Raw genomic sequence first — 18,960 nt, 5'->3', positions numbered from 1 at the left:
GTTGATAGGCCAGATGTGGAAGCCCGGTAACGGGTGGAGCTGACTGGTACTAATAGGCCGAGGGCTTGTCCTCAGTTGCTCGCGTCCACTGTGTTAGTTCTGAAATAACGAACGGCCGTGTTGTGTTCCGGTGTTGGTTAATTTCATAGTGTTTCGGTGGTCATTGCGTTAGGGAAACGCCCGGTTACATTCCGAACCCGGAAGCTAAGCCTTTCAGCGCCGATGGTACTGCAGGGGGGACCCTGTGGGAGAGTAGGACGCCGCCGAACTCCTTTTGAACAGTTAAGCCCCGTGCCCTTGTGGCACGGGGCTTTTCTGCGTTCCGACCGTTTAAGGTCGTGCCATGCGCTACGAACTGGTCATCTTCGACAACGACGGTGTGCTCGTGGACAGCGAGCCGATCTCCAACACCATCCTGGCCGGCTACCTCACGGAGCTCGGGCACCCCACCTCGTACGAGGAGTCCCTCCGCGACTACATGGGGTCCGCCGTGCACCGGGTGCACGACCTCGTCGAGGAGCGGGGCGGGGAGAAGCTGCCCGCGGACTTCGACGACACGCTCCACTCACGGATCTTCGCCGCCTTCCAGCGGGAGCTGGAACCCGTGCCCGGCGTGGAGGAGGTGCTGGGGGAGCTCGTCGCCGACGGCATCCCGTACTGCGTCGCCTCCTCCAGCAGCCACGAGCGGATCCGCGTCAGTCATCGCAGCACGGGGCTCGACCAGTGGTTCGAGGAGGAGTGGATCTTCTCGGCGGAGGACGTCGGCCGGGGGAAGCCGGCGCCCGAACTGTTCCTGCTCGCCGCCGAACGGATGGGTGTGGCTCCCGAACGGTGCGTCGTCATCGAGGACAGCCCGCTCGGGGTCGAGGCGGCGAGGGCCGCGGGCATGGACGTGTACGGGTTCACGTCGATGATGCCGGCGGACCGACTGACCGGGGTGACCGGGTATTTCTCCGACATGGGGCAGCTGCGGGAATTGCTTGCCTGACGTCTCTACCCATGGGTAGAGACTGGCCCTACGCTCGCGCCCATGACAGATGCACGTTTGCGGCACGGCAGAGCATCCCTCGCGTTGAGCTTCTTCGTGCAGGGCGTCACCTTCGCCCTCCTCGTGACCCGGATCCCCGCCATTCAGGACCGGTACGGGATATCCGACGGCCTGCTGCCCGTCTTCCTCGCCGCCGTGCCGATCCTGGCCGGGGTGGGCAGTGTGGTCACCGAGAAGGTGGTCGCGCGGGTACGGCCGAGGGTGGTCCTGCGCTGGGCGCAGCCGCTCGTGCTGCTCGCGCTGCTCGGCGTCGGGGCCGGGAGCGACGTGTGGGAAGCGGCGCTGGCGCTCGGGGTGTTCGGGCTGTCCGTCGGTGCGCTGGACGCCTCCATGAACATGATGGGGGTCAGCCTCCAACGGGCGTACGGGCGCTCCATCATGCTCGGCTTCCACGCCGCGTACAGCCTGGGCGGGATCGCCGGGGCGTCCATGGCGTGGGCCGGGGCGCACTGGGATCTGTCCCTGCTGGTCTCGTACCTTCCGGTGGTCGTGGTGCTGCTGCCCGTCGCGTTCGTCGGGAGCCGGTGGTACGTCGAGGGGAAGACCGAGGAAGAGGGGCAGCAGGGGGCTGCGCGGGGAACGGCGGCGGCCGTCTCCTTCAAGCTGCTGATGCCGCTGTGTCTGGTGATGTGCTTCGCGTACATCGGGGACTCGACGGTCTCCAACTGGAGCGCGAAGTACCTGCAGGACGTGCTGGGGAGCTCGGAGCAGCTCTCGACCGTCCCGTACAACGTCTACATGGTGACGACGCTGCTGGGGCGGGCCGTCGGGGACCTGGGGGTGCGGCGGTTCGGGGCCGTGGCCGTGGTGCGGTCGGGGAGTGTGCTGGCCGCTGCCGGGTTCGCGGTGGTGGCCGTCGCGGGCGGGGCCTGGGTGGGAATGCTCGGGTTCACCATGCTCGGGCTCGGGCTCTGCGTGATCGTGCCTCAGACGTTCGCGGCCGCCGGGCGGATGTTCCCCGGGGCGAGCGATACCGCCATCGCGCGGCTGAACATCTTCAACTACGTGGGGTTCCTGGTGGGCTCGCCCCTGGTGGGGGCGCTCGGCGACGCGTGGAGCTACCGGGGCGCGATGCTCGTACCGATGGTGCTGGTGCTCGCGACGCTGGTGTACGCCAGGTCGTTCGGCGCGGAGCCCGCCCGATACGGTGGCGGGCATGAGCGGCCGCGCACAGCTGATGTGGGATGACGCAGTAACGGGATACGACTTCGGGGACACTCATCCCATGGACCCGGTCAGGCTCGCCCTGACGATGGGGCTGGTGCGGGCGTTCGGTCTCGACCGGGCGGTGGACGTCGTCGCGGCCAAGGCGGCCGGCGACTCGACGCTGCGGCTCGTGCACCGGCCGGACTATGTGGCGGCCGTTCGGGCGGCCTCCGCCGACCCGCGGGCCGCGGACCAGAGCTACGGGATCGGGACGATGGACGATCCGGCGTTCGCGGGCATGCACGAGGTGTCGGCGCTGATCGCCGGGCAGTCGGTGGCGGCGGCCGAGGCCGTGTGGCGGGGCGAGACCGCTCACGCCGTGAACTTCTCCGGCGGCCTCCACCACGCCATGCCGGGCGCAGCGGCCGGCTTCTGCATCTACAACGATCCGGCCCTCGCCATCGCGCGGCTGCTGGAGCTGGGGGCGGAGCGGGTCGCGTACGTCGATGTGGACGTGCACCACGGCGACGGGGTGCAGGCGGCGTTCTGGGAGGACCCGCGGGTGCTGACGGTGTCGCTGCACGAGCACCCGCGCACGCTCTTCCCGCAGACCGGGTGGCCGGAGGAGACCGGTGCCGGGGCGGGGGAGGGCGGCGCGGTCAACGTGGCGCTGCCGGCGGGTACGGGGGACGCCGGATGGCTGCGGGCGTTCCACGCGGTGGTGCCTGAGCTGCTCGCGGACTTCCGGCCGCAGGTGCTGGTGACCCAGCACGGGGCCGATACGCACTTCGAGGACCCGTTGGCGCACCTCGCGGTGTCGCTGGACGCGCAGCGGGCCGTGATGGCGGCCTGCCACGACCTGGCCCATGAGTACGCGCAGGACGGGCGCTGGGTGGCGCTCGGCGGGGGCGGTTATGCCGTGGTGGACGTGGTCCCGCGGTCCTGGACGCATCTGGTGGGGATCGCCGCGCACGCGCCCGTCGACCCGGAGTCGGTGATCCCGACGTCCTGGCGGGACGAGGTCTACGCCCGGACCCGGCAGCTCGGGCCGGCCCGGATGACGGACGGGCGTACCCCGTCGTGGAAGGCGTGGGAGGACGGTTACGACCCCGCGGACCGGCTGGACCAGGCGGTGCTCGCGACGAGGCGTGCGGCGTTTCCGCTGCGGGGGCTGCTGACCTGACGGCGGGTCGGATGCGGGCACGGGCGGGGGGTGTCGAGGGTTACGCCAACTGTGCGGCGTCATCCGGGTTTTGGCCCGTGGGCGCCGCCGGTGGGGCAGCATCGGCAGGGTGTTGAGCACCGGAGCGCTGCGTGCGCATCTGCTGGCGGCCCGGCTGGCCGGGCCCGTGGCCACCTCGCGGGAAGTGAGTCTGCGGAGTTACCGGCTGTTCGCGGCCGGGGACCCGCGGGTGACGCTCGGACTCGATCCCGGACGGCGCTGGGGGGAGCGGGACCTGCTGCGGCTGATGGCCGACAGGTGCGGGGTCTCGGACGATCCCGCGCATGTCTCCGGTCCCGATGTGATCGATCCGGAGCGGACGGTGGCCGGGCTGGAGGCGTTCGCCGAGCGGTTGTCGGACGTCGCGGCGCGGCGGGCGCCGGTGCTGTTCGGTACGGGGCATCCGCACCGTCTGCTCGGCTTCTACGCAGCGCTGGCAGACGCCTTGTCGGCGGTCGGGTGCGCCGTACTCACCCCCGCGCAGGGGCGACGTATCGACATAACGACCCGGTTCGGCGTACGCACGTACCACCTCGACTACGTACGGGGAGTTGCGCTGGTGCGCGAACCCGGCGTGCGGGTGCCCGGCGGTGGCACCGGCGCACACACCCACTCACCGCTGCCGCTGAGGGTGGCGCTGGAGGCGGCCGCGGATGCCCGGGGGCCGTTGCCGGAACTCGTCGTGGGGGACCACGGCTGGGTCTGCGGGGCAGGTCAGCTGGGTATCGAGGCGATCGGTCTGGCCGATACGGACGATCCGGCGCTGTTCGTCGGGGAGGCGGAGGGCCGGGTGGCGGTCGCCGTTCCGCTCGACGACGCGGTGCGTTCCGCGTACTACCTGCCGCTGACGCGCTATGTACTCAATCGGGCGTGTCTGTCACAGTAGGCGGCCGATCGTCTCTCCTCTTCCCCACTCGCATCACCCGCCCCTAATCTGGGGAGTGAGCGCACAACGACGAAGAGTCACCGGAGGGGAAGCCGGTGCGCGTCTCGTGCGGAAGGTACAGGTGGGTCATGGCTGCTGACAGCGAGAGGCCTCTCAACGAGGTCAAGTTTCTGACCGTGGCGGAAGTCGCCTCGGTCATGCGAGTGTCGAAGATGACCGTGTACCGCTTGGTGCACAGCGGTCATCTGCCGGCGATCCGGGTGGGCAGGTCCTTCCGGGTGCCGGAGCAAGCGGTTCACGAGTATCTCCGCGAGTCCTTCGTGGGGGTGGGGACGGCCTGACATTCCCCTCGGATTACGTACCTCACGCGGTGACGGGTAGGCTAGGCCGACGTAGGTCGTGTGGGCCCAGACGCCCCGCACCAGTGAAGAAGAAGTGAGCGAGGGTAGTCGTGGGCTCTGTTATCAAGAAGCGGCGTAAGCGGATGGCCAAGAAGAAGCACCGCAAGCTGCTCAAGCGCACGCGCGTTCAGCGTCGCAACAAGAAGTAAGCGAACGCAGTTCGTGAAATCCGCAGCCCTTCCGCCGATGAGGCGGGAGGGCTGCGGTGCTGTACGGGCGGGTCGCACGGCCGGTGCACGCATTCGGGCCAAGACGCGGCAGAAGGCTGCCGCGCAGGCGTCACAGGGCAACGTCCACCCGCTACGGTGACGACCAGGGGAGGCGCGTCCGAGCAGGACCCCCCTCCCCCTCATCACGGGAGACCGACGGAAGGCGCTGATCTTGGGGAAGGTCGTGCTCGTCACGGGAGCGGCCCGGCAGCTGGGCGGCCGGTTCGTGCGGCGCATCCAGCGTGAGCCGGACGTGGACCGGGTGATCGCGGTCGACGCGGTCGAGCCCGGGCACCAGCTGGGCGACGCGGTCTTCGTCCGCGCGGACATCCGCCAGCCCGCCATCGCCCGGGTCCTCGGTGAGCACGCGGTGGACACCGTCGTGCACCTGGACGTCAGCGGCAAGGCGCTCGGGGCCCAGGGGCGTACCGCGGTCAAGGAGACCAACGTCATCGGCACGATGCAGTTGCTCGGCGCGTGCCAGAAGTCGCCGACCGTCCGGCGGCTGGTGGTGAAGTCCAGTACGAGTGTGTACGGCTCCGCGCCCCGGGACCCGGCGGTCTTCCACGAGACCACCCCGCCCAAGTCCCTGCCCAGCGGGGGCTTCTCGAAGGACGCGGTGGAGGTCGAGGGGTACGTGCGGGGCTTCGCGCGCCGCAGGCCGGACGTGGCCGTGTGCGTGCTGAGGTTCGCGAACATCCTGGGCCCCGACCCGGACTCGCCGCTCGCCGACTATCTGTCGCTGCCGGTGCTGCCGACGGTGTTCGGGTACGACCCGAGGCTCCAGTTCGTCCACGAGAGCGATGTCCTGGACGTCCTCGGCATCGCTTCGGGCGAACCGCGGCGCGGGACGCTGAACAGCGGCACGTTCAACATCGCGGGGGACGGGGTGCTGCTGCTCTCGCAGTGCGCGCGGCGGCTGGGGCGGCCGACGATGCCGCTGCTGCTGCCGGCGGTCACCTGGGTCGGGCAGGCGTTGCGTGCCGTCGGCATGTCGGACATCTCGCCGGAGCAGATCCGGCTGTTGACCCATGGCAGGGTGGTCTCCACGGACCAGATGCGCGAGACACTGGGTTTCCGTCCGCGGTTCTCCACGGCGGAGACGTTCGCCGAGTTCGCGCGCAGCCGGGGGCCTGGGCTGCTGCCGCCCGCGGTGGTGGGCCGGGCCGTCGACAGGCTGGCCGCGATGCCGTTCGGCGGGGCTCCGGAGGTCACCGGGGCCGGCGGCGACACACACCCGAATCCGAGCGCCAGGTAGAGGAGCGCAGCGACGATGGCGGATGCCAAGGTCATTCCGTTCGACGACGACCGTTCGCGGTCGGGGGGCGTGCCGCGCGCCGCGCGCCGGCGGCCCTCGGGGCGCGGCACAGCGTCCGTGAGCGCCCTGCCCGGGCAGGCGGAGGCCGTGGAGCCGCCGGACGGCCCGGAGGAGGCCGTGGGGCCCCCTGGTGAGGCGGGAGGCGGTGGCTGGGACCGGCGGATCGCGGGCGGGCTCGCGTTCCTGCGGCGGCGGGTGACGGGCGAGTACGACGTCGACGAGTTCGGGTACGACGAGGAGCTCACCGACCAGGTCCTGATGTCGATGCTGCGGCCGGTGTACGAGAAGTACTTCCGGGTCGAGGTGAAGGGCATCGAGAACATCCCGTCGGAGGGCGGGGCGCTCATCGTGTCCAACCACTCGGGGACGCTGCCGCTGGACGGGCTGATGCTTCAGGTCGCGGTGCACGACAACCATCCGGCGGGGCGGCATCTGCGGCTGCTCGCCGCGGACCTGGTCTTCATGCTGCCGGTCGTGAACGAGCTGGCCCGCAAGGCCGGGCACACGCTGGCCTGCGCGGAGGACGCGGAGCGGCTGCTGCGCCTCGGCGAGGTCGTCGGGGTGATGCCGGAGGGTTTCAAGGGGCTCGGCAAGCCGTTCGGCGACCGGTACAAGCTGCAGCGCTTCGGGCGGGGCGGCTTCGTGTCGACGGCGTTGCGGGCCGGGGTGCCGATCGTGCCGTGCTCGATCGTGGGGGCGGAGGAGATCTACCCGATGATCGGCAACGCCAAGACGCTGGCGCGGCTGCTGGGTTTCCCGTACTTCCCCATCACGCCGACGTTTCCCTGGCTGGGGCCGCTGGGGGCGGTGCCGTTGCCGACGAAGTGGACGATCCAGTTCGGTGAGCCGATCCCCACGGACGGGTATCCGCTGGAGGCGGCGGAGGATCCGATGCTGATGTTCAACCTGACGGATCAGGTGCGGGAGCAGATTCAGCACACGCTGTACAAGCTGCTGGTGCAGCGGAGGTCGGTGTTCTTCTGAGGACGCCCCGGGGGCGGGGCGCTCGGTCCTCGGCCGCCGGACGGGCCTGACGGCCCGTCCGGCGATCGCGTCAGTCCTTGGCGTCCTCGGCGTCGATCCCGAGGCCGCCGATCAGGCCGGGGAGCAGCGGCGGCAGGGTGATGTCCGGTGCCGGGTCCGTGCTCGGTGTGGACTGCGCCGGTGTGGAGGCGTCGGGCGACGGCGGGTCGAAGAGTCCGTCCGTGCCGCCGCCGATCAGTCCGTCCGCCGGGGTGCTGCCCGAGCCCGACGGCCGGGGCGAGGAGCTGGTGCCCCTGCCGCTGTCGTGCGTGCCGCCCGGGGACGAGGGTGACGGGGCGTGCGAGCGGGAGGACGGGGAGGAGCCGTTGCCGGTGGCGCCGGACTCCTGGGGCCCGTCGTCGGTCTCCCGGGGGCGGGGGAGGAGCGATTGGAGGGGTGCGACCTCTTCGTCTATGGCCGCGAAGACCGAGCTCACCTGGTCGCCGACGTCCGTCAGCTGTACGGGGAGGCGGTCGCGGAGGCTGCTCCAGCTCTTGCGGTGGGCGCGGGAGAAGGAGTCGAGGGTCTGGATGGGCCCGATCGCGCCGTCCCGTTCGTAGGCGGAGTGGAGGAGGCGGTGGCCCTCGGTGGCGTCGTGGGTCATGCCGTTGAGCGTGCGCCTGACTTCGCCGAGCTGTTCGTGGTCGAGGTCGCCGGAGCGGGCGCGCTCCATCAGCCTGCGGGCTTCGCTGAGCCGGGTGGAGGCCTGGTCCAGGTAGACCTCGCCGCGGTCCGTGTCGCCGTCGGCCAGGCCGAGGTGGATGTCCTCCATGCCGCGCTTGAGCCCGTAGAGGGAGTCACCCGGCAGGGCGTCGGAACTGGCAGCGGCCACTCCGCCGAAGGCTCCCGCGGCCACACCGACGGTGAGCCCGCCGGCTGCGAGGCCCTTCGTCCAGCGCGATCTCGGTCGCAGTTTGCGGAGTGGCGAGGCCCGGTGGGCCCCCTTGGCCCGTTGCTCGGGCACCGTAGGGTCCGCGGACGCGCCACCCTCGGCGAACATGGCCTCCATGGCGGCGACGAGCTGGGCTCGCTGCACCACTTTGACCTCGGGATCCAACTCCGGCTTCGGTAGCTCACCGAGGCCGTTCGCCAGGGCCAACAGTGGTCCGGGGCCGGCCTGTTCGGCCGGGTCCTCGGGCTGTACGGCCGTCGCACCGCGGAGCGACTGCTCTTCCATGGCCTGGGCGAAGGCGTTCGCCCGCCGGTGTGCCGAAACGTTTGCGATCACTGGCGGCACCTCCTCTCGTCATGACGGTCGACTCCCCTGTGGGTCCGGAAGGTTGCACACCTTGAGCGCTTCCACTCGATCGAGTGAGTGTCTGCGGACAGGGGGTGACGACAGGGAGCCTGCAACCGGCACAACGAGTGGCGCGGCACTTGGGTTACGCACGAAGGATGATCGGACCAGTGTGTGAGGGGCGTGTCGCCGAGAGTGATTCGGCCCGGGGTGGGATCAGCGGGCATCGTCCGGGAGGAGCCGGGCGAGGGTGCGGACGGCGCGGTACTGCAGGGTCTTGATCGCGCCCTCGTTCTTGCCCATCACCCGGGCGGTCTCGGCGACCGACAGGCCTTGCAGGAAGCGCAGGGTCACGCACTCCTGCTGCTGGGGGTTGAGTCGGCGCACGGCTTGCAGCAGTGCGGCGTTGGAGAGGGACTCCAGGACGGAGTCCTCGGGGCTGCGCTCGACCTCGTTGGCGTCGAGCATTTCGCCGGTGGTCACTTCCAGTCGGAAACGACTGGATTTGAAATGGTCGGCGACCAGGTTGCGGGCGATGGTGACCAGCCAGGCGCCGAAGTCGCGGCCCTGCCAGGTGAAGGTGGAGATGCGCCGCAGGGCGCGAAGGAAGGTCTCACTCGTGAGATCCTCCGCCGTCGCCTTGCCGCCCACCCGGTAGTAGATGTAGCGGTACACGGTGTCGCTGTACTGGTCGTAGAGGCGGCCGAAGGCGTCAGCCTCACCGGCCTGTGCGCGCTCGACGAGATCCATCATGCGCGCGCTGTCGCTGTCGGCGGTCGGCCGACGAACGGTGGACGTGGTCGTTGCGCCGCGGTTGCTGCGTCTTCCGACCGCCGCGCCGCGTTCGGCCAGGGCGTAGCAGGGGCCGGCAGGTGCAGGGGTGGCAAAGGCGGGTACGGCGTACGCGGTGGGGACGAAGCCGCGCAAACGGTCGGCGACCGTTGCGCGCAGCGTAGCCAGGCCCGAGGCGTCAACCCCGACGTGTGGGTACACGGGACTCCCAGAGGCAGAGCTTCCATCACGTGCAGTGCGAAACCGTCACTCGTCGTAGTGAGTGGTGGGTTCCGGAATGCGTCTGAGGAGAATAACGCTTCGTACAGGCTGTGCTACACCCAGTTGCTAAAATCACCGATTACGTCGCTTCTGTAGCGACTAGACGGCGCATCGAGTCGCACGTCATGACCGGTTTCTGATCGGATTGCTTCGCGTTCTGTCGCGGGTGACGACAGGTTGTGGTCGGGCGTGGCTGATCCGACTGGCTGGAGCGGTGGGTGGGTAGGAGGTCCCGATTGGCGGCTGCGGGCCGGGCGTGGCCCGCAGCCGCCCGGGTCACGCCCGGGCGGCGGTGCGGGGCGGTGTCAGCGTCGGCGGCGGTGCAGCGCGACGGCCGCCGCGGTGCCGCCGGCGAGGGCGCCCACGCCGGCCGCGGCCGGGATGCCGACCTTGGCCGCCTTGCGGCCGGTCCGGTAGTCGCGCAGCCGCCAGTCCAGGGCGCGCGCGTGCTTGCGGAGCTTGGCGTCCGGGTTGATCGCGTACGGGTGCCCGACCAGGGACAGCATCGGGATGTCGTTGTGCGAGTCGCTGTACGCCGCGCAGCGGGCCAGGTCCAGCCCCTCCGCCGCGGCCAGGGCGCGGACGGCCTCGGCCTTCGCGGGGCCGTGCAGCGGTTCGCCGACCAGGCGGCCGGTGTAGACGCCGTCGACCGATTCGGCGACGGTGCCCAGCGCTCCGGTCAGGCCGAGGCGGCGGGCGATGATCGTGGCGGTCTCCACCGGGGCCGCGGTGACCAGCCAGACCTTCTGGCCGGCGTCCAGGTGGGCCTGGGCGAGGGCGCGGGTGCCGGGCCAGATGCGGTCGGCCATGTACTCGTCGTAGATCTCCTCGCCGATCGACATCAGCTCGGAGACGCGGTGGCCCTTGACGATCGACAGGGCGCTGTCGCGGGCGTCCTGCATGTGTTCGGGGTCCTCGACGCCGGCCAGCCTGAACCAGGCCTGCTGCCACGCGAAGCGGGTGAGTTCGCGGCGCTCGAAGAACTTCCGTTTGTACAGCCCGCGGCCGAAGTGGAAGATCGCCGCGCCCTGCATGACGGTGTTGTCGAGGTCGAAGAAGGCGGCGGCCCGGTCGTCGCCGACGACGGGGAACGCGGGCTCCCCGTCCTGCGTGCCGGGGGCGGCGAGGCCCTCGGGGCCGGCGGCCTGCTCGGCGGCGAGCGAGGACTTCCGTGCTGCCTCCGCCGCCGCTTCGCCGGCCAGCACGCTGCGTGCTGTCGCGGAACGCCTACGCGGGGTGAGCCATCCAAGAGCGGCCATGCCGTGAGCATAGCCAGTCGCCCGGCTCCTTCCCGGCCTGCCGGGATGCGGTGGCGTGAACTCTGGGAGTCGGACGCGTTGAACGGGTGACCGGGGGTGTGCCGGAGCGGGGCGGGAGCCGGGCCGGGGGCGGCGCAGAATGAGGGGTATGAGTCCGCTGCTGCGTCGTACGAAGAAGAAGCCCGCCGACCGCGTGGTGACCCTGGTCGGGAAGCCGGGGTGTCACCTCTGCGAGGACGCCAGGGCGGTGGTGCGGACGGTCTGCGAGGAGACCGGCGCGTCGTGGGAGGAGAAGGACATCACCGAGGACGAGGAGCTGTACCGGGAGTACTGGGAGCAGATCCCCGTGGTCCTCGTTGATAACGAACAGCACACGTTCTGGCGGGTGGACCCGGCGAGACTGCGCAGCGCGCTGCTTTCCTGAGGGAAACCCGGTTACCATCATGGGCGTTTTGAGTGGTCTCGGGGGCGTGGCTGTGAGGAGTGTGTTCCGCTTTGCCCCCTTCGGGCCTGCAACGGGCTGATGCGATCCAAGGTTCCTGGATCGCACGACGCGTGTGCGTGACCCCGGTCACTTTGACCGGACAAAACGGACACTATCTTTGTGCACGCGTTCACAAAGACATAGCCTGCATTCGACGGGGCGGTCTTGGGACATACGGCCGCCTGCAGCCCCGCTCATCCCGCAGGAGCACCGTGGCAACTGGCCGAAATCACCGACCGGCGACCCGTAGCCGAGGAATTCCCGAGGCCACCGTCGCCCGACTTCCGCTGTATCTCCGCGCGCTGACCGCGCTCTCCGAGCGTTCGGTCCCCACGGTCTCCTCCGAGGAGCTCGCCGCCGCGGCGGGGGTCAACTCCGCGAAGCTCCGCAAGGACTTCAGCTACCTCGGCTCCTACGGGACGCGCGGCGTCGGCTACGACGTCGAGTATCTCGTCTACCAGATCTCGCGCGAGCTCGGCCTCACCCAGGACTGGCCGGTCGCCATCGTCGGAATCGGCAACCTCGGCGCGGCGCTCGCCAACTACGGCGGTTTCGCCTCCCGCGGGTTCCGGGTCGCCGCCCTGATCGACGCCGACCCCGCGATGGCCGGAACGCCCGTCGCCGGGATCCCCGTCCAGCACGCCGACGACCTGGACCGCATCATCAGCGAGAACGGGGTGTCGATCGGCGTGATCACCACGCCGCCCGGCGCCGCCCAGCAGGTCTGCGACCGGCTCGTCGCCGCGGGCGTCACCTCCATCCTGAACTTCGCCCCGACCGTGCTCTCGGTGCCCGACGGTGTCGACGTGCGCAAGGTCGACCTCTCCATCGAGCTGCAGATCCTCGCCTTCCACGAGCAGCGCAAGGCCGGCGAGGAGACCGCCGACAGCGGCCCCGACCCGGCCGCGCCGCCCGTGCGCGCCGCGGCCAGCAGCCGGAAGGGACCCGACGGGGACATGCCCGCCGTGATGCCGGCATGAGTCTCCTTGTCGTAGGGCTGAGCCACCGCAGCGCCCCCGTCTCCGTGCTGGAGCGGGCCTCGCTGCCCGCCGACAGCCAGGTCAAGCTGCTGCAGGACACCCTCGCCGCGGAGCCCGCGGCCGAGGCCGCCGTCCTCGCCACCTGCAACCGCATCGAGCTGTACGCCGATGTGGACAAGTTCCACGCGGGTGTGGCCGAGCTGTCCACGCTGCTCGCCCAGCACAGCGGCGTCGGTCTGGACGAGCTCACTCCTTATCTCTATGTGCACTACGAGGACCGGGCCGTCCACCACCTCTTCTCGGTGGCCTGCGGACTGGACTCGATGGTCGTGGGCGAGGGCCAGATCCTCGGCCAGATCAAGGACGCGCTGGCGCTGGGGCAGGAGCTCCACACCGCCGGCCGGCTGCTGAACGACCTCTTCCAGCAGGCCCTGCGGGTCGGCAAGCGCGCCCACAGCGAGACCGGCATCGACCGGGCCGGGCAGTCGCTCGTCACCTTCGGCCTGGAGCAGCTGGCCGACGGCCGCGACCCCGCGGCCTGGGCGCAGGGCAAGCGCGCCCTGGTGATCGGCGCGGGCTCGATGTCCTCGCTGGCCGCCGCGACCCTGGCCCGTACCGGTGTCGCCGAGATCGTCGTCGCCAACCGCACCCGGGCCCGCGCCGACCGTCTGGTCGAGATCCTCAACCAGGCCGGCGGTACCGGGGTGGCCGCCCACGCCGTGGAGATGGCCGCGGTCGCCGACGAGCTGTCCCGTGCCGACGTCGTCGTCTCCTGCACCGGGGCCACCGGGCTCGTGCTGAGCGCCGAGGCCGTCGCCGGAGCGCTCGGACTGGAGTTCGACCCCGCGTACGAGGTGCCCGCCGCGTCCGTGCCCGCGCCCTCCGCCGAGCCGGACCAGCAGCACGCCGCGTGGGTGGAGAACGGTTCCGCCACCGCGACCGCGCAGACGCGGACCGTCCACCGGATCCCGGCCCAGTCCACCGGCCCCGTCCGCCTCGCCCTGCTGGACCTGGCGATGCCGCGCGACATCGACGGCGGCGCCGCCCGTCTCGACGGGGTGCGTCTCGTCGACATCGAGTCGCTCGCCGAGGCGTCCGCGGACGCCCCGATGGCCGCCGATGTGGACCAGGTGCGCACCATCGTCGCCGACGAGGTCGCCGCCTTCGGCGCCGCCCAGCGCGCCGCCCACATCACTCCCACCGTCGTCGCGCTGCGCACGATGGCCGCCGGAGTGGTCGCGGGCGAGATCGCACGGCTGGACGGACGCCTCCCCGACCTGGACGAGAAGCAGCGCGCCGAGATCTCGCAGACCGTGCGCCGCGTCGTCGACAAGCTCCTGCACGCGCCCACCGTGCGGGTCAAGCAGCTCGCCAGCGAGCCCGGCGGCGCCGGGTACGCGGACGCGCTGCGAGAACTCTTCGACCTCGACCCGCAGACGGTCGCCGCCGTCTCCCGGGCAGACCTGAACGACCCGAATCGAGGGCGGTCATGACCGACAACTCACCCCTGGGCGCGGGGGCCACTCAGCCGCTGAGGCTGGGGACCCGGCGCAGCAAGCTCGCCATGGCGCAGTCCGGCATGGTGGCCGACGCGGTCAGCGAGGTGACCGGGCGCGCCGTCGAACTCGTCGAGGTCACCACGTACGGGGACACCTCCAAGGAACTGCTCGCGCAGATCGGCGGGACGGGCGTCTTCGTCGCCGCGCTGCGCGAGGCCCTGCTGCGCGGCGAGGTGGACTTCGCCGTCCACTCGCTCAAGGACCTGCCGACCGCACAGCCCGACGACCTCGTGCTGGCCGCGATCCCGGCGCGCGAGGACCCGCGGGACGTGCTGGTGGCGCGGGACGGGCTGACCTTCGCGCAGCTGCCGTCCGGCGCCCGCGTCGGCACCGGCTCGCTGCGCCGCATGTCCCAGCTCAACGCGTACGCCCGCAGTCACGGCCTCGACATCGAGACCGTGCCCATCCGCGGCAACGTCGACACGCGTATCGGATTCGTACGAAGCGGTGAACTGGACGCGGTGGTACTCGCCGCGGCCGGGCTCAGCCGTCTCGGACGCAGCGGTGAGGTGACCGAGTTCCTGTCGGTCGACACCGTTCTGCCCGCTCCCGGCCAGGGAGCACTGGCGATCGAGTGCGCTGCCAGCAGCGCCGACCTCGCCGCCGCGCTCGCCGAGCTCGACGACCCGTACACCCGGGCCGCCGTGACCGCCGAGCGTGCCCTGCTCGCCGCCCTGGAGGCCGGCTGCTCCGCACCCGTGGGTGCGCTGGCCGACCTCCTGGCCGACGGTCAGGCTGTCAACGAACTGCGCCTGCGCGGTGTCGTCGGTTCCACCGACGGTTCCTCGCTGGTACAGATGTCCACCACCGGTCCCGTCCCCACGTCGCACGACGACGCGGCGGCCCTCGGTCGCGAACTCGCGGCCGAGATGCTCGCCAAGGGTGCGGCCGGTCTTATGGGGGAGCGAGCACTTTGAGCCCCACCGGCCACGCCGCATCCGATTTCCCGGTCCTGTCCGCAGGGCACGTCACCTTCCTCGGCGCCGGTCCCGGCGACCCGGGACTGCTGACTCTTCGCGCCGTCGAGGCGCTTGCGAGCGCGGACGTTCTTGTCGCCGAGCCGGACGTTCTCGGCGTCGTTCGCTGTCATGTGCGGGCAGGCGTAAGCACGCCTGAGCTGACGGTTGTTGACGCGCAGTCAACAGCCGCCGGTGTGCCCGTTCTCAGGGACGCGGTCAATCTTGTCATGGAGGCCGCGAAGGGCGGCAGGCGGGTCGTCCGTGCCGTCCCGGGTGATCCCGGCCTCGACGGCAACGCGGGCGCAGAGATGCTGGCCTGCGCCGCCGCGGGCATCCCCTTCGAGGTCGTGCCCGGTGTCGCCAACGTCGTGGGCGTACCCGCCTACGCCGGGGTGCCGCTGCGCGACGCGCAGGGCACGGACGTCCGCTTCGTCGACGCCCGTACCGCCTCGGACCGCTGCTGGAGCGAGGTCGGCGCGAGCGATTCCACGTGCGTGATCTCGACGTCGCTCGACTCGGTGGCCGCGGCCGCCGGTGAGCTGGTCTCGGCGGGCCGCAAGCCCGACACCCCGCTGACCGTCACGGTCGCCGGCACGACGACGCGCCAGCGCACCTGGACGGCGACGCTCGGCACGATCGCCCAGGTCTTCAAGCAGGGCAAGGTCCTGCCCTCGCCGGACGGGCACCAGCCCGTCATAGCCGTGGTCGGCGAGCGCAGCTCCGCCGCCCAGCGCGACCAGCTCGCGTGGTTCGAGTCCAAGCCGATGTTCGGCTGGAAGGTGCTCGTGCCGCGGACCAAGGAGCAGTCGGCTTCTCTCTCCGAGCAGCTGCGTTCGTACGGCGCCGTGCCGCACGAGGTCCCGACGATCGCCGTCGAGCCGCCGCGCACGCCGCAGCAGATGGAACGCGCGGTCAAGGGCCTGGTCACCGGCCGCTACGAGTGGATCGCCTTCACCAGCGTCAACGCCGTGAAGGCCGTCCGCGAGAAGTTCGAGGAGTACGGGCTCGACGCCCGCGCCTTCGCGGGGATCAAGGTCGCGGCCGTCGGCGAGCAGACCGCCGCCGCGCTCGTCGACTTCGGTGTGAAGCCGGACCTGGTGCCCTCCGGTGAGCAGTCCGCCGCGGGTCTGCTGGAGGACTGGCCGCCGTACGACCCGGTCTTCGACCCGATCGACCGTGTCTTCCTGCCGCGCGCCGACATCGCCACCGAGACGCTGGTGGCCGGGCTCATCGAGCTGGGCTGGGAGGTCGACGACGTCACCGCGTACCGCACGGTCCGCGCCTCGCCGCCGCCCGCCGACACGCGTGAGGCCATCAAGGGCGGCGGTTTCGACGCGGTGCTCTTCACCTCGTCCTCGACCGTGCGCAACCTCGTCGGCATCGCCGGCAAGCCGCACAACGTGACGGTCATCGCGTGCATCGGCCCGGCCACGGCGAAGACCGCCGAGGAGCACGGGCTGCGCGTGGACGTCCTGGCCCCGGAGCCCTCGGTGCACAAGCTGGCCGAGGCCCTCGCCGAGTTCGGCGCGCAGCGCCGGGACGCGGCGAAGGAGGCCGGTGACCCGGTGACGCGGCCGAGCGAGCGCCGTCCGGGTGCGCGGCGTCGTCGTACGACGACCTGATCCGGTCTGACGCCTGCGGGGCCCGGCTGCTTCTTCGTGAAGCGGCCGGGCCCCGGCCGTTTCCCGGTCCCTTTTTCCGGCAGCGGTGTCGGTAAGAGCGTGATGTGTACGGGTCTAGTCTCGAAGGATGACTGTGTACGGAAACTTCCCCGGCTCTCGCCCCCGACGGCTGCGGACGACCCCCGTGATGCGGCGGATGGTCGCCGAGACACGGCTCGACCCGGCGAACCTGATCCTGCCCGCCTTCGTGCGCGAGGGCATCAGCTCCCCCGTCCCCATCTCGGCCATGCCCGGCGTGGAGCAGCACACCCTGGACACCCTGCGGAAGGCCGCGGTCGAAGCGGTCTCGGCGGGCGTCTCCGGGATCATGCTGTTCGGTGTGCCGCTCGACGAGAAGAAGGACGCCCGGGGCACGGCGGGCACCGACCCGGACGGCATCCTCCAGGTCGGTCTGCGCGCGGTGCGCGAGGAGGTCGGTGACGACCTCGTCATCATGTCCGACCTCTGTCTGGACGAGTACACCGACCACGGCCACTGCGGTGTGCTGACCGAGGACGGCCGGGTCGACAACGACGCGACGCTGGAGCGGTACGCGGAGATGGCGCAGGTCCAGGCCGACGCGGGCGCCCATGTCGTGGGCCCCAGCGGCATGATGGACGGACAGGTCGGCGTGGTCCGGGACGCACTGGACCAGACCGGGCACGAGGACGTGTCGATCCTCGCGTACACGGCGAAGTACTCCTCCGCGTTCTACGGCCCGTTCCGCGAGGCGGTCGGCTCCTCGCTCAAGGGTGACCGCAAGACGTACCAGCAGGACCCGGCCAATGCCCGCGAGTCGCTGCGCGAGCTGGCGCTCGACCTCGACGAGGGCGCGGACATGGTCATGGTCAAGCCGGCCGGACCGTACCTGGACATCCTGGCGAAGGTCGCCGACGCGGTGGACGTGCCGGTCGCCGCGTACCAGATCAGTGGTGAGTACGCGATGATCGAGGCCGCCGCCGAGAAGGGCTGGATCGACCGCGAGGCGGCGATCCTGGAGTCCCTGACCGGCATCCGGCGGGCGGGCGCGCAGATGATCCTGACGTACTGGGCGACCGAGGTCGCGCAGAGGCTGCGCCGCTTCTGACGGAGACCGGTCCGCGCCCTCAGGCCGCGGGCTCCCGGCCCCAGGCCGTGAGGATGCGGGCGGCCTCCCGGCCCAGCGCCCGGTCGTCGGCCAGCCGGTGCAGCACCTCGGCCCGGTCGTCGCTCGGCCCGGCGTGGCTGAGCGCGGCAAGGGCGTTGTCCCGGACGAGCTGGTCCTCGTCGTCGAGGACGGCGGCCGCCATCGCGTCGTGGACCTCGGGGTCGTCCGCGTAGGGGCCGAGCGCCATCGCCGCGTACTGCCGCACCAGGTCCTCGTCGGGGCCGCGCATCACGGCCAGCAGCGCGCGGGCGGCCCGCTGCCGGTGCGCTTCGTCCGTGGGCGGCGACAGCCGCAGGGCCGTGGTGGCCTGCACCCTGGCGAGGTCGTACTCCTCGGTGTCCGCGGCCACCGAGGCGAGGAAGGCGACAGCGGCCGGGTGGTCGGGCCGCTCCGCGAGTATGTCGCTCATCCCCGCGACGAGTTCGCGTCTCCTGTCGCTCTCGGCGGGCTCAGCGCGGAACTCGTCGATGAGGCTCTGTGTCCGGTCCATGATGTGTGGGCTTCCCCGTGCGCGGCGGTGCATTCCCTCGGGGGCGCGCCTCAGTCCCACCAGAAGGACCAGCTTTCCCGGCCGAGCAGCGCGTCACTCGCGTACTTCTCCAGGCTGTCCCGCGTGGACTGCTGGATGTTGTCCGGACAGAAGGCGAAGTGCTCGGCGGCCAGGGCGCGTGCCTCCGCCTCCGTCGTGGGCGGGCGGGCCACGCTGACGGTCAGGGTGTCGAAGCCGAGCGCCACGACGCGTATGCCGAACCGGTCCTCCCAGGAGCGCAGGACCGCGCAGAGCCGGGCGACGTCGTTCTCGTGGTTGAGCGGGCCGCTCCAGCCGATCGCCGCCGGGATGTCCGCACTGCGCCTCGCCGGCACGAGTGCCAGGCGCGCGTCCTGCAGCGCCATGCCGTCGTCCGTCAGCATGTCGGCCATCTCGGCCGCCAGTTCCTCCGGGCTGTCCGGGCCGTCCTTCGCGGGGGCGGGCGCCAGCCCCGGCCAGGCGTTCTCGGTGTCGAGCTCGTCCTCCGCGTAGGCGTCCCAGACTTCGCTGAGGACGTCCTCGGCGTCATGGTCGCCGGGGTACGACGTACCGGCCGGGTCGAGGTCCCAGGCCCCGGGCCACCGGTCGCGGCTGCCGCCGTCGATCAGTACGGGCAGCAGCCCGAGACTCCGCCCCGCGTCGCGCAGCGCGGCCCAACTGCCCGCGGCCGCGGGCCCGTCCGCGTACCAGAGCAGCGGCTCGTGCCACGGCCCGTCGGTCGTGGCGTCCACGAGGGAGCCGGGCGGGAGGTGCAGCCCTGACGTGGCCAGGGACGGGAGCGGGTTCGGAAGCGTCGCCATGTCGAGGAGCGTACGGGCGGCCACTGACAACCGGTCGCT

Annotated in this window: 19 protein-coding genes and 2 rRNA genes; 16 read left to right on the top strand and 5 right to left on the bottom strand. The window is 71.2% G+C overall.

The genetic code is table 11. The annotated features are described in order from the left end of the window. From ABZ454_RS07225 to ABZ454_RS07180, 10 genes are all read left to right on the top strand, one after another. Positions 1-73 (top strand): 23S ribosomal RNA (locus ABZ454_RS07225); the annotation flags it as partial. Between the two features lie 79 nt (positions 74-152). Beyond that, positions 153-269 (top strand): 5S ribosomal RNA (gene rrf, locus ABZ454_RS07220). A 74-nt stretch (positions 270-343) separates the two neighbouring features. Further along, a complete protein-coding gene (locus ABZ454_RS07215; protein ID WP_356314341.1) occupies positions 344-988 on the top strand; it encodes an HAD family hydrolase in 645 nt (214 codons plus the stop codon). Between the two features lie 42 nt (positions 989-1,030). Next, complete coding sequence (locus ABZ454_RS07210) at positions 1,031-2,236, top strand: MFS transporter (protein WP_359536436.1); 1,206 nt, start codon at positions 1,031-1,033, stop codon at positions 2,234-2,236. Further along, positions 2,205-3,377, top strand: coding sequence for an acetoin utilization protein AcuC (locus ABZ454_RS07205; protein WP_356314334.1), 1,173 nt, complete (start codon positions 2,205-2,207; stop codon positions 3,375-3,377). The genes ABZ454_RS07210 and ABZ454_RS07205 overlap by 32 nt, the downstream gene beginning before the upstream one ends. Before the next feature lie 109 nt (positions 3,378-3,486). Continuing rightward, on the top strand, positions 3,487-4,302 hold the full coding sequence (locus ABZ454_RS07200) for a phosphatase (RefSeq protein ID WP_359536435.1): 816 nt from the start codon (positions 3,487-3,489) through the stop codon (positions 4,300-4,302). Between the two features lie 128 nt (positions 4,303-4,430). After that, positions 4,431-4,643 carry a helix-turn-helix domain-containing protein gene (locus ABZ454_RS07195; protein ID WP_123460011.1) on the top strand — a complete coding sequence of 71 codons (213 nt, stop codon included), beginning with the start codon at positions 4,431-4,433 and terminating at the stop codon, positions 4,641-4,643. A 110-nt stretch (positions 4,644-4,753) separates the two neighbouring features. Next, positions 4,754-4,852 (top strand): AURKAIP1/COX24 domain-containing protein, encoded by a 99-nt coding sequence (locus ABZ454_RS07190; RefSeq protein ID WP_003948845.1) that lies wholly within the window; start codon positions 4,754-4,756, stop codon positions 4,850-4,852. 232 nt (positions 4,853-5,084) lie between these two features. Then, positions 5,085-6,170: an NAD-dependent epimerase/dehydratase family protein gene (locus ABZ454_RS07185; protein ID WP_356314325.1), complete on the top strand. Its 1,086-nt coding sequence runs from the start codon at positions 5,085-5,087 to the stop codon at positions 6,168-6,170. Positions 6,171-6,185: 15 nt separating this feature from the next. Further along, entirely contained in the window at positions 6,186-7,214 is a 1,029-nt protein-coding gene (locus ABZ454_RS07180; protein WP_359536434.1) for a lysophospholipid acyltransferase family protein, read from the top strand. A gap of 70 nt (positions 7,215-7,284) precedes the next feature. Here the strand turns inward: ABZ454_RS07180 and ABZ454_RS07175 are convergent, their stop codons facing one another. The 3 genes from ABZ454_RS07175 to ABZ454_RS07165 all read right to left on the bottom strand — a co-directional run bounded on the left by ABZ454_RS07175 (position 7,285) and on the right by ABZ454_RS07165 (position 10,802). After that, positions 7,285-8,481 (bottom strand): DUF5667 domain-containing protein, encoded by a 1,197-nt coding sequence (locus tag ABZ454_RS07175; protein ID WP_359536433.1) that lies wholly within the window; start codon positions 8,479-8,481, stop codon positions 7,285-7,287. 225 nt (positions 8,482-8,706) lie between these two features. Beyond that, a complete protein-coding gene (locus ABZ454_RS07170; protein WP_123460007.1) occupies positions 8,707-9,483 on the bottom strand; it encodes an ECF subfamily RNA polymerase sigma factor, BldN family in 777 nt (258 codons plus the stop codon). 365 nt (positions 9,484-9,848) lie between these two features. Further along, the gene (locus tag ABZ454_RS07165) at positions 9,849-10,802 is read right to left on the bottom strand and encodes an HAD-IB family hydrolase (RefSeq protein WP_356314315.1); all 954 of its coding nucleotides are present in this window, start codon (positions 10,800-10,802) and stop codon (positions 9,849-9,851) included. 148 nt (positions 10,803-10,950) lie between these two features. On the opposite strand from ABZ454_RS07165, the gene ABZ454_RS07160 reads away from it, so the two are divergent. From ABZ454_RS07160 to hemB, 6 genes are all read left to right on the top strand, one after another. Then, a complete protein-coding gene (locus ABZ454_RS07160) occupies positions 10,951-11,226 on the top strand; it encodes a glutaredoxin family protein (protein WP_359536432.1) in 276 nt (91 codons plus the stop codon). 272 nt (positions 11,227-11,498) lie between these two features. After that, positions 11,499-12,266, top strand: coding sequence for a redox-sensing transcriptional repressor Rex (locus ABZ454_RS07155; protein WP_359536431.1), 768 nt, complete (start codon positions 11,499-11,501; stop codon positions 12,264-12,266). Further along, the gene (locus tag ABZ454_RS07150) at positions 12,263-13,759 is read left to right on the top strand and encodes a glutamyl-tRNA reductase (RefSeq protein WP_359536430.1); all 1,497 of its coding nucleotides are present in this window, start codon (positions 12,263-12,265) and stop codon (positions 13,757-13,759) included. The genes ABZ454_RS07155 and ABZ454_RS07150 overlap by 4 nt, the downstream gene beginning before the upstream one ends. Next, positions 13,756-14,742 (top strand): hydroxymethylbilane synthase, encoded by a 987-nt coding sequence (hemC, locus tag ABZ454_RS07145; protein ID WP_356314303.1) that lies wholly within the window; start codon positions 13,756-13,758, stop codon positions 14,740-14,742. Before ABZ454_RS07150 ends, hemC begins: the two co-directional genes overlap by 4 nt. After that, positions 14,739-16,406: a bifunctional uroporphyrinogen-III C-methyltransferase/uroporphyrinogen-III synthase gene (locus ABZ454_RS07140; protein ID WP_359536429.1), complete on the top strand. Its 1,668-nt coding sequence runs from the start codon at positions 14,739-14,741 to the stop codon at positions 16,404-16,406. Before hemC ends, ABZ454_RS07140 begins: the two co-directional genes overlap by 4 nt. A gap of 127 nt (positions 16,407-16,533) precedes the next feature. Continuing rightward, entirely contained in the window at positions 16,534-17,532 is a 999-nt protein-coding gene (gene hemB, locus ABZ454_RS07135; RefSeq protein WP_356314297.1) for a porphobilinogen synthase, read from the top strand. A gap of 19 nt (positions 17,533-17,551) precedes the next feature. On the opposite strand, the gene ABZ454_RS07130 is transcribed toward hemB, so the two are convergent. Further along, a complete protein-coding gene (locus ABZ454_RS07130; RefSeq protein WP_359536428.1) occupies positions 17,552-18,082 on the bottom strand; it encodes a HEAT repeat domain-containing protein in 531 nt (176 codons plus the stop codon). A 50-nt stretch (positions 18,083-18,132) separates the two neighbouring features. Next, positions 18,133-18,921 (bottom strand): DUF4253 domain-containing protein, encoded by a 789-nt coding sequence (locus tag ABZ454_RS07125; RefSeq protein WP_359536427.1) that lies wholly within the window; start codon positions 18,919-18,921, stop codon positions 18,133-18,135. Between the last annotated feature and the right edge of the window lie 39 nt (positions 18,922-18,960).

This window comes from Streptomyces sp. NPDC005803 (assembly GCF_040630435.1).
Classification (GTDB): domain Bacteria; phylum Actinomycetota; class Actinomycetes; order Streptomycetales; family Streptomycetaceae; genus Streptomyces.
The sequence above is the reverse complement of the archived record's forward strand: the minus strand, read 5'-3'. Positions and strand labels throughout refer to the sequence as shown.

Excerpts from the sequence above, each read along its gene's own strand:
- ABZ454_RS07215 (WP_356314341.1), top strand. The coding sequence starts at position 344 with ATGCGCTACGAACTGGTCATCTTCGACAACGACGGTGTGCTCGTGGAC.
- ABZ454_RS07210 (WP_359536436.1), top strand. The coding sequence starts at position 1,031 with ATGACAGATGCACGTTTGCGGCACGGCAGAGCATCCCTCGCGTTGAGC.
- ABZ454_RS07205 (WP_356314334.1), top strand. The coding sequence starts at position 2,205 with ATGAGCGGCCGCGCACAGCTGATGTGGGATGACGCAGTAACGGGATAC.
- ABZ454_RS07195 (WP_123460011.1), top strand. The coding sequence starts at position 4,431 with ATGGCTGCTGACAGCGAGAGGCCTCTCAACGAGGTCAAGTTTCTGACC.
- ABZ454_RS07180 (WP_359536434.1), top strand. The coding sequence starts at position 6,186 with ATGGCGGATGCCAAGGTCATTCCGTTCGACGACGACCGTTCGCGGTCG.
- ABZ454_RS07165 (WP_356314315.1), bottom strand. The coding sequence starts at position 10,802 with ATGGCCGCTCTTGGATGGCTCACCCCGCGTAGGCGTTCCGCGACAGCA.
- ABZ454_RS07160 (WP_359536432.1), top strand. The coding sequence starts at position 10,951 with ATGAGTCCGCTGCTGCGTCGTACGAAGAAGAAGCCCGCCGACCGCGTG.
- ABZ454_RS07150 (WP_359536430.1), top strand. The coding sequence starts at position 12,263 with ATGAGTCTCCTTGTCGTAGGGCTGAGCCACCGCAGCGCCCCCGTCTCC.
- hemC (WP_356314303.1), top strand. The coding sequence starts at position 13,756 with ATGACCGACAACTCACCCCTGGGCGCGGGGGCCACTCAGCCGCTGAGG.
- hemB (WP_356314297.1), top strand. The coding sequence starts at position 16,534 with ATGACTGTGTACGGAAACTTCCCCGGCTCTCGCCCCCGACGGCTGCGG.
- ABZ454_RS07130 (WP_359536428.1), bottom strand. The coding sequence starts at position 18,082 with ATGGACCGGACACAGAGCCTCATCGACGAGTTCCGCGCTGAGCCCGCC.
- ABZ454_RS07125 (WP_359536427.1), bottom strand. The coding sequence starts at position 18,921 with ATGGCGACGCTTCCGAACCCGCTCCCGTCCCTGGCCACGTCAGGGCTG.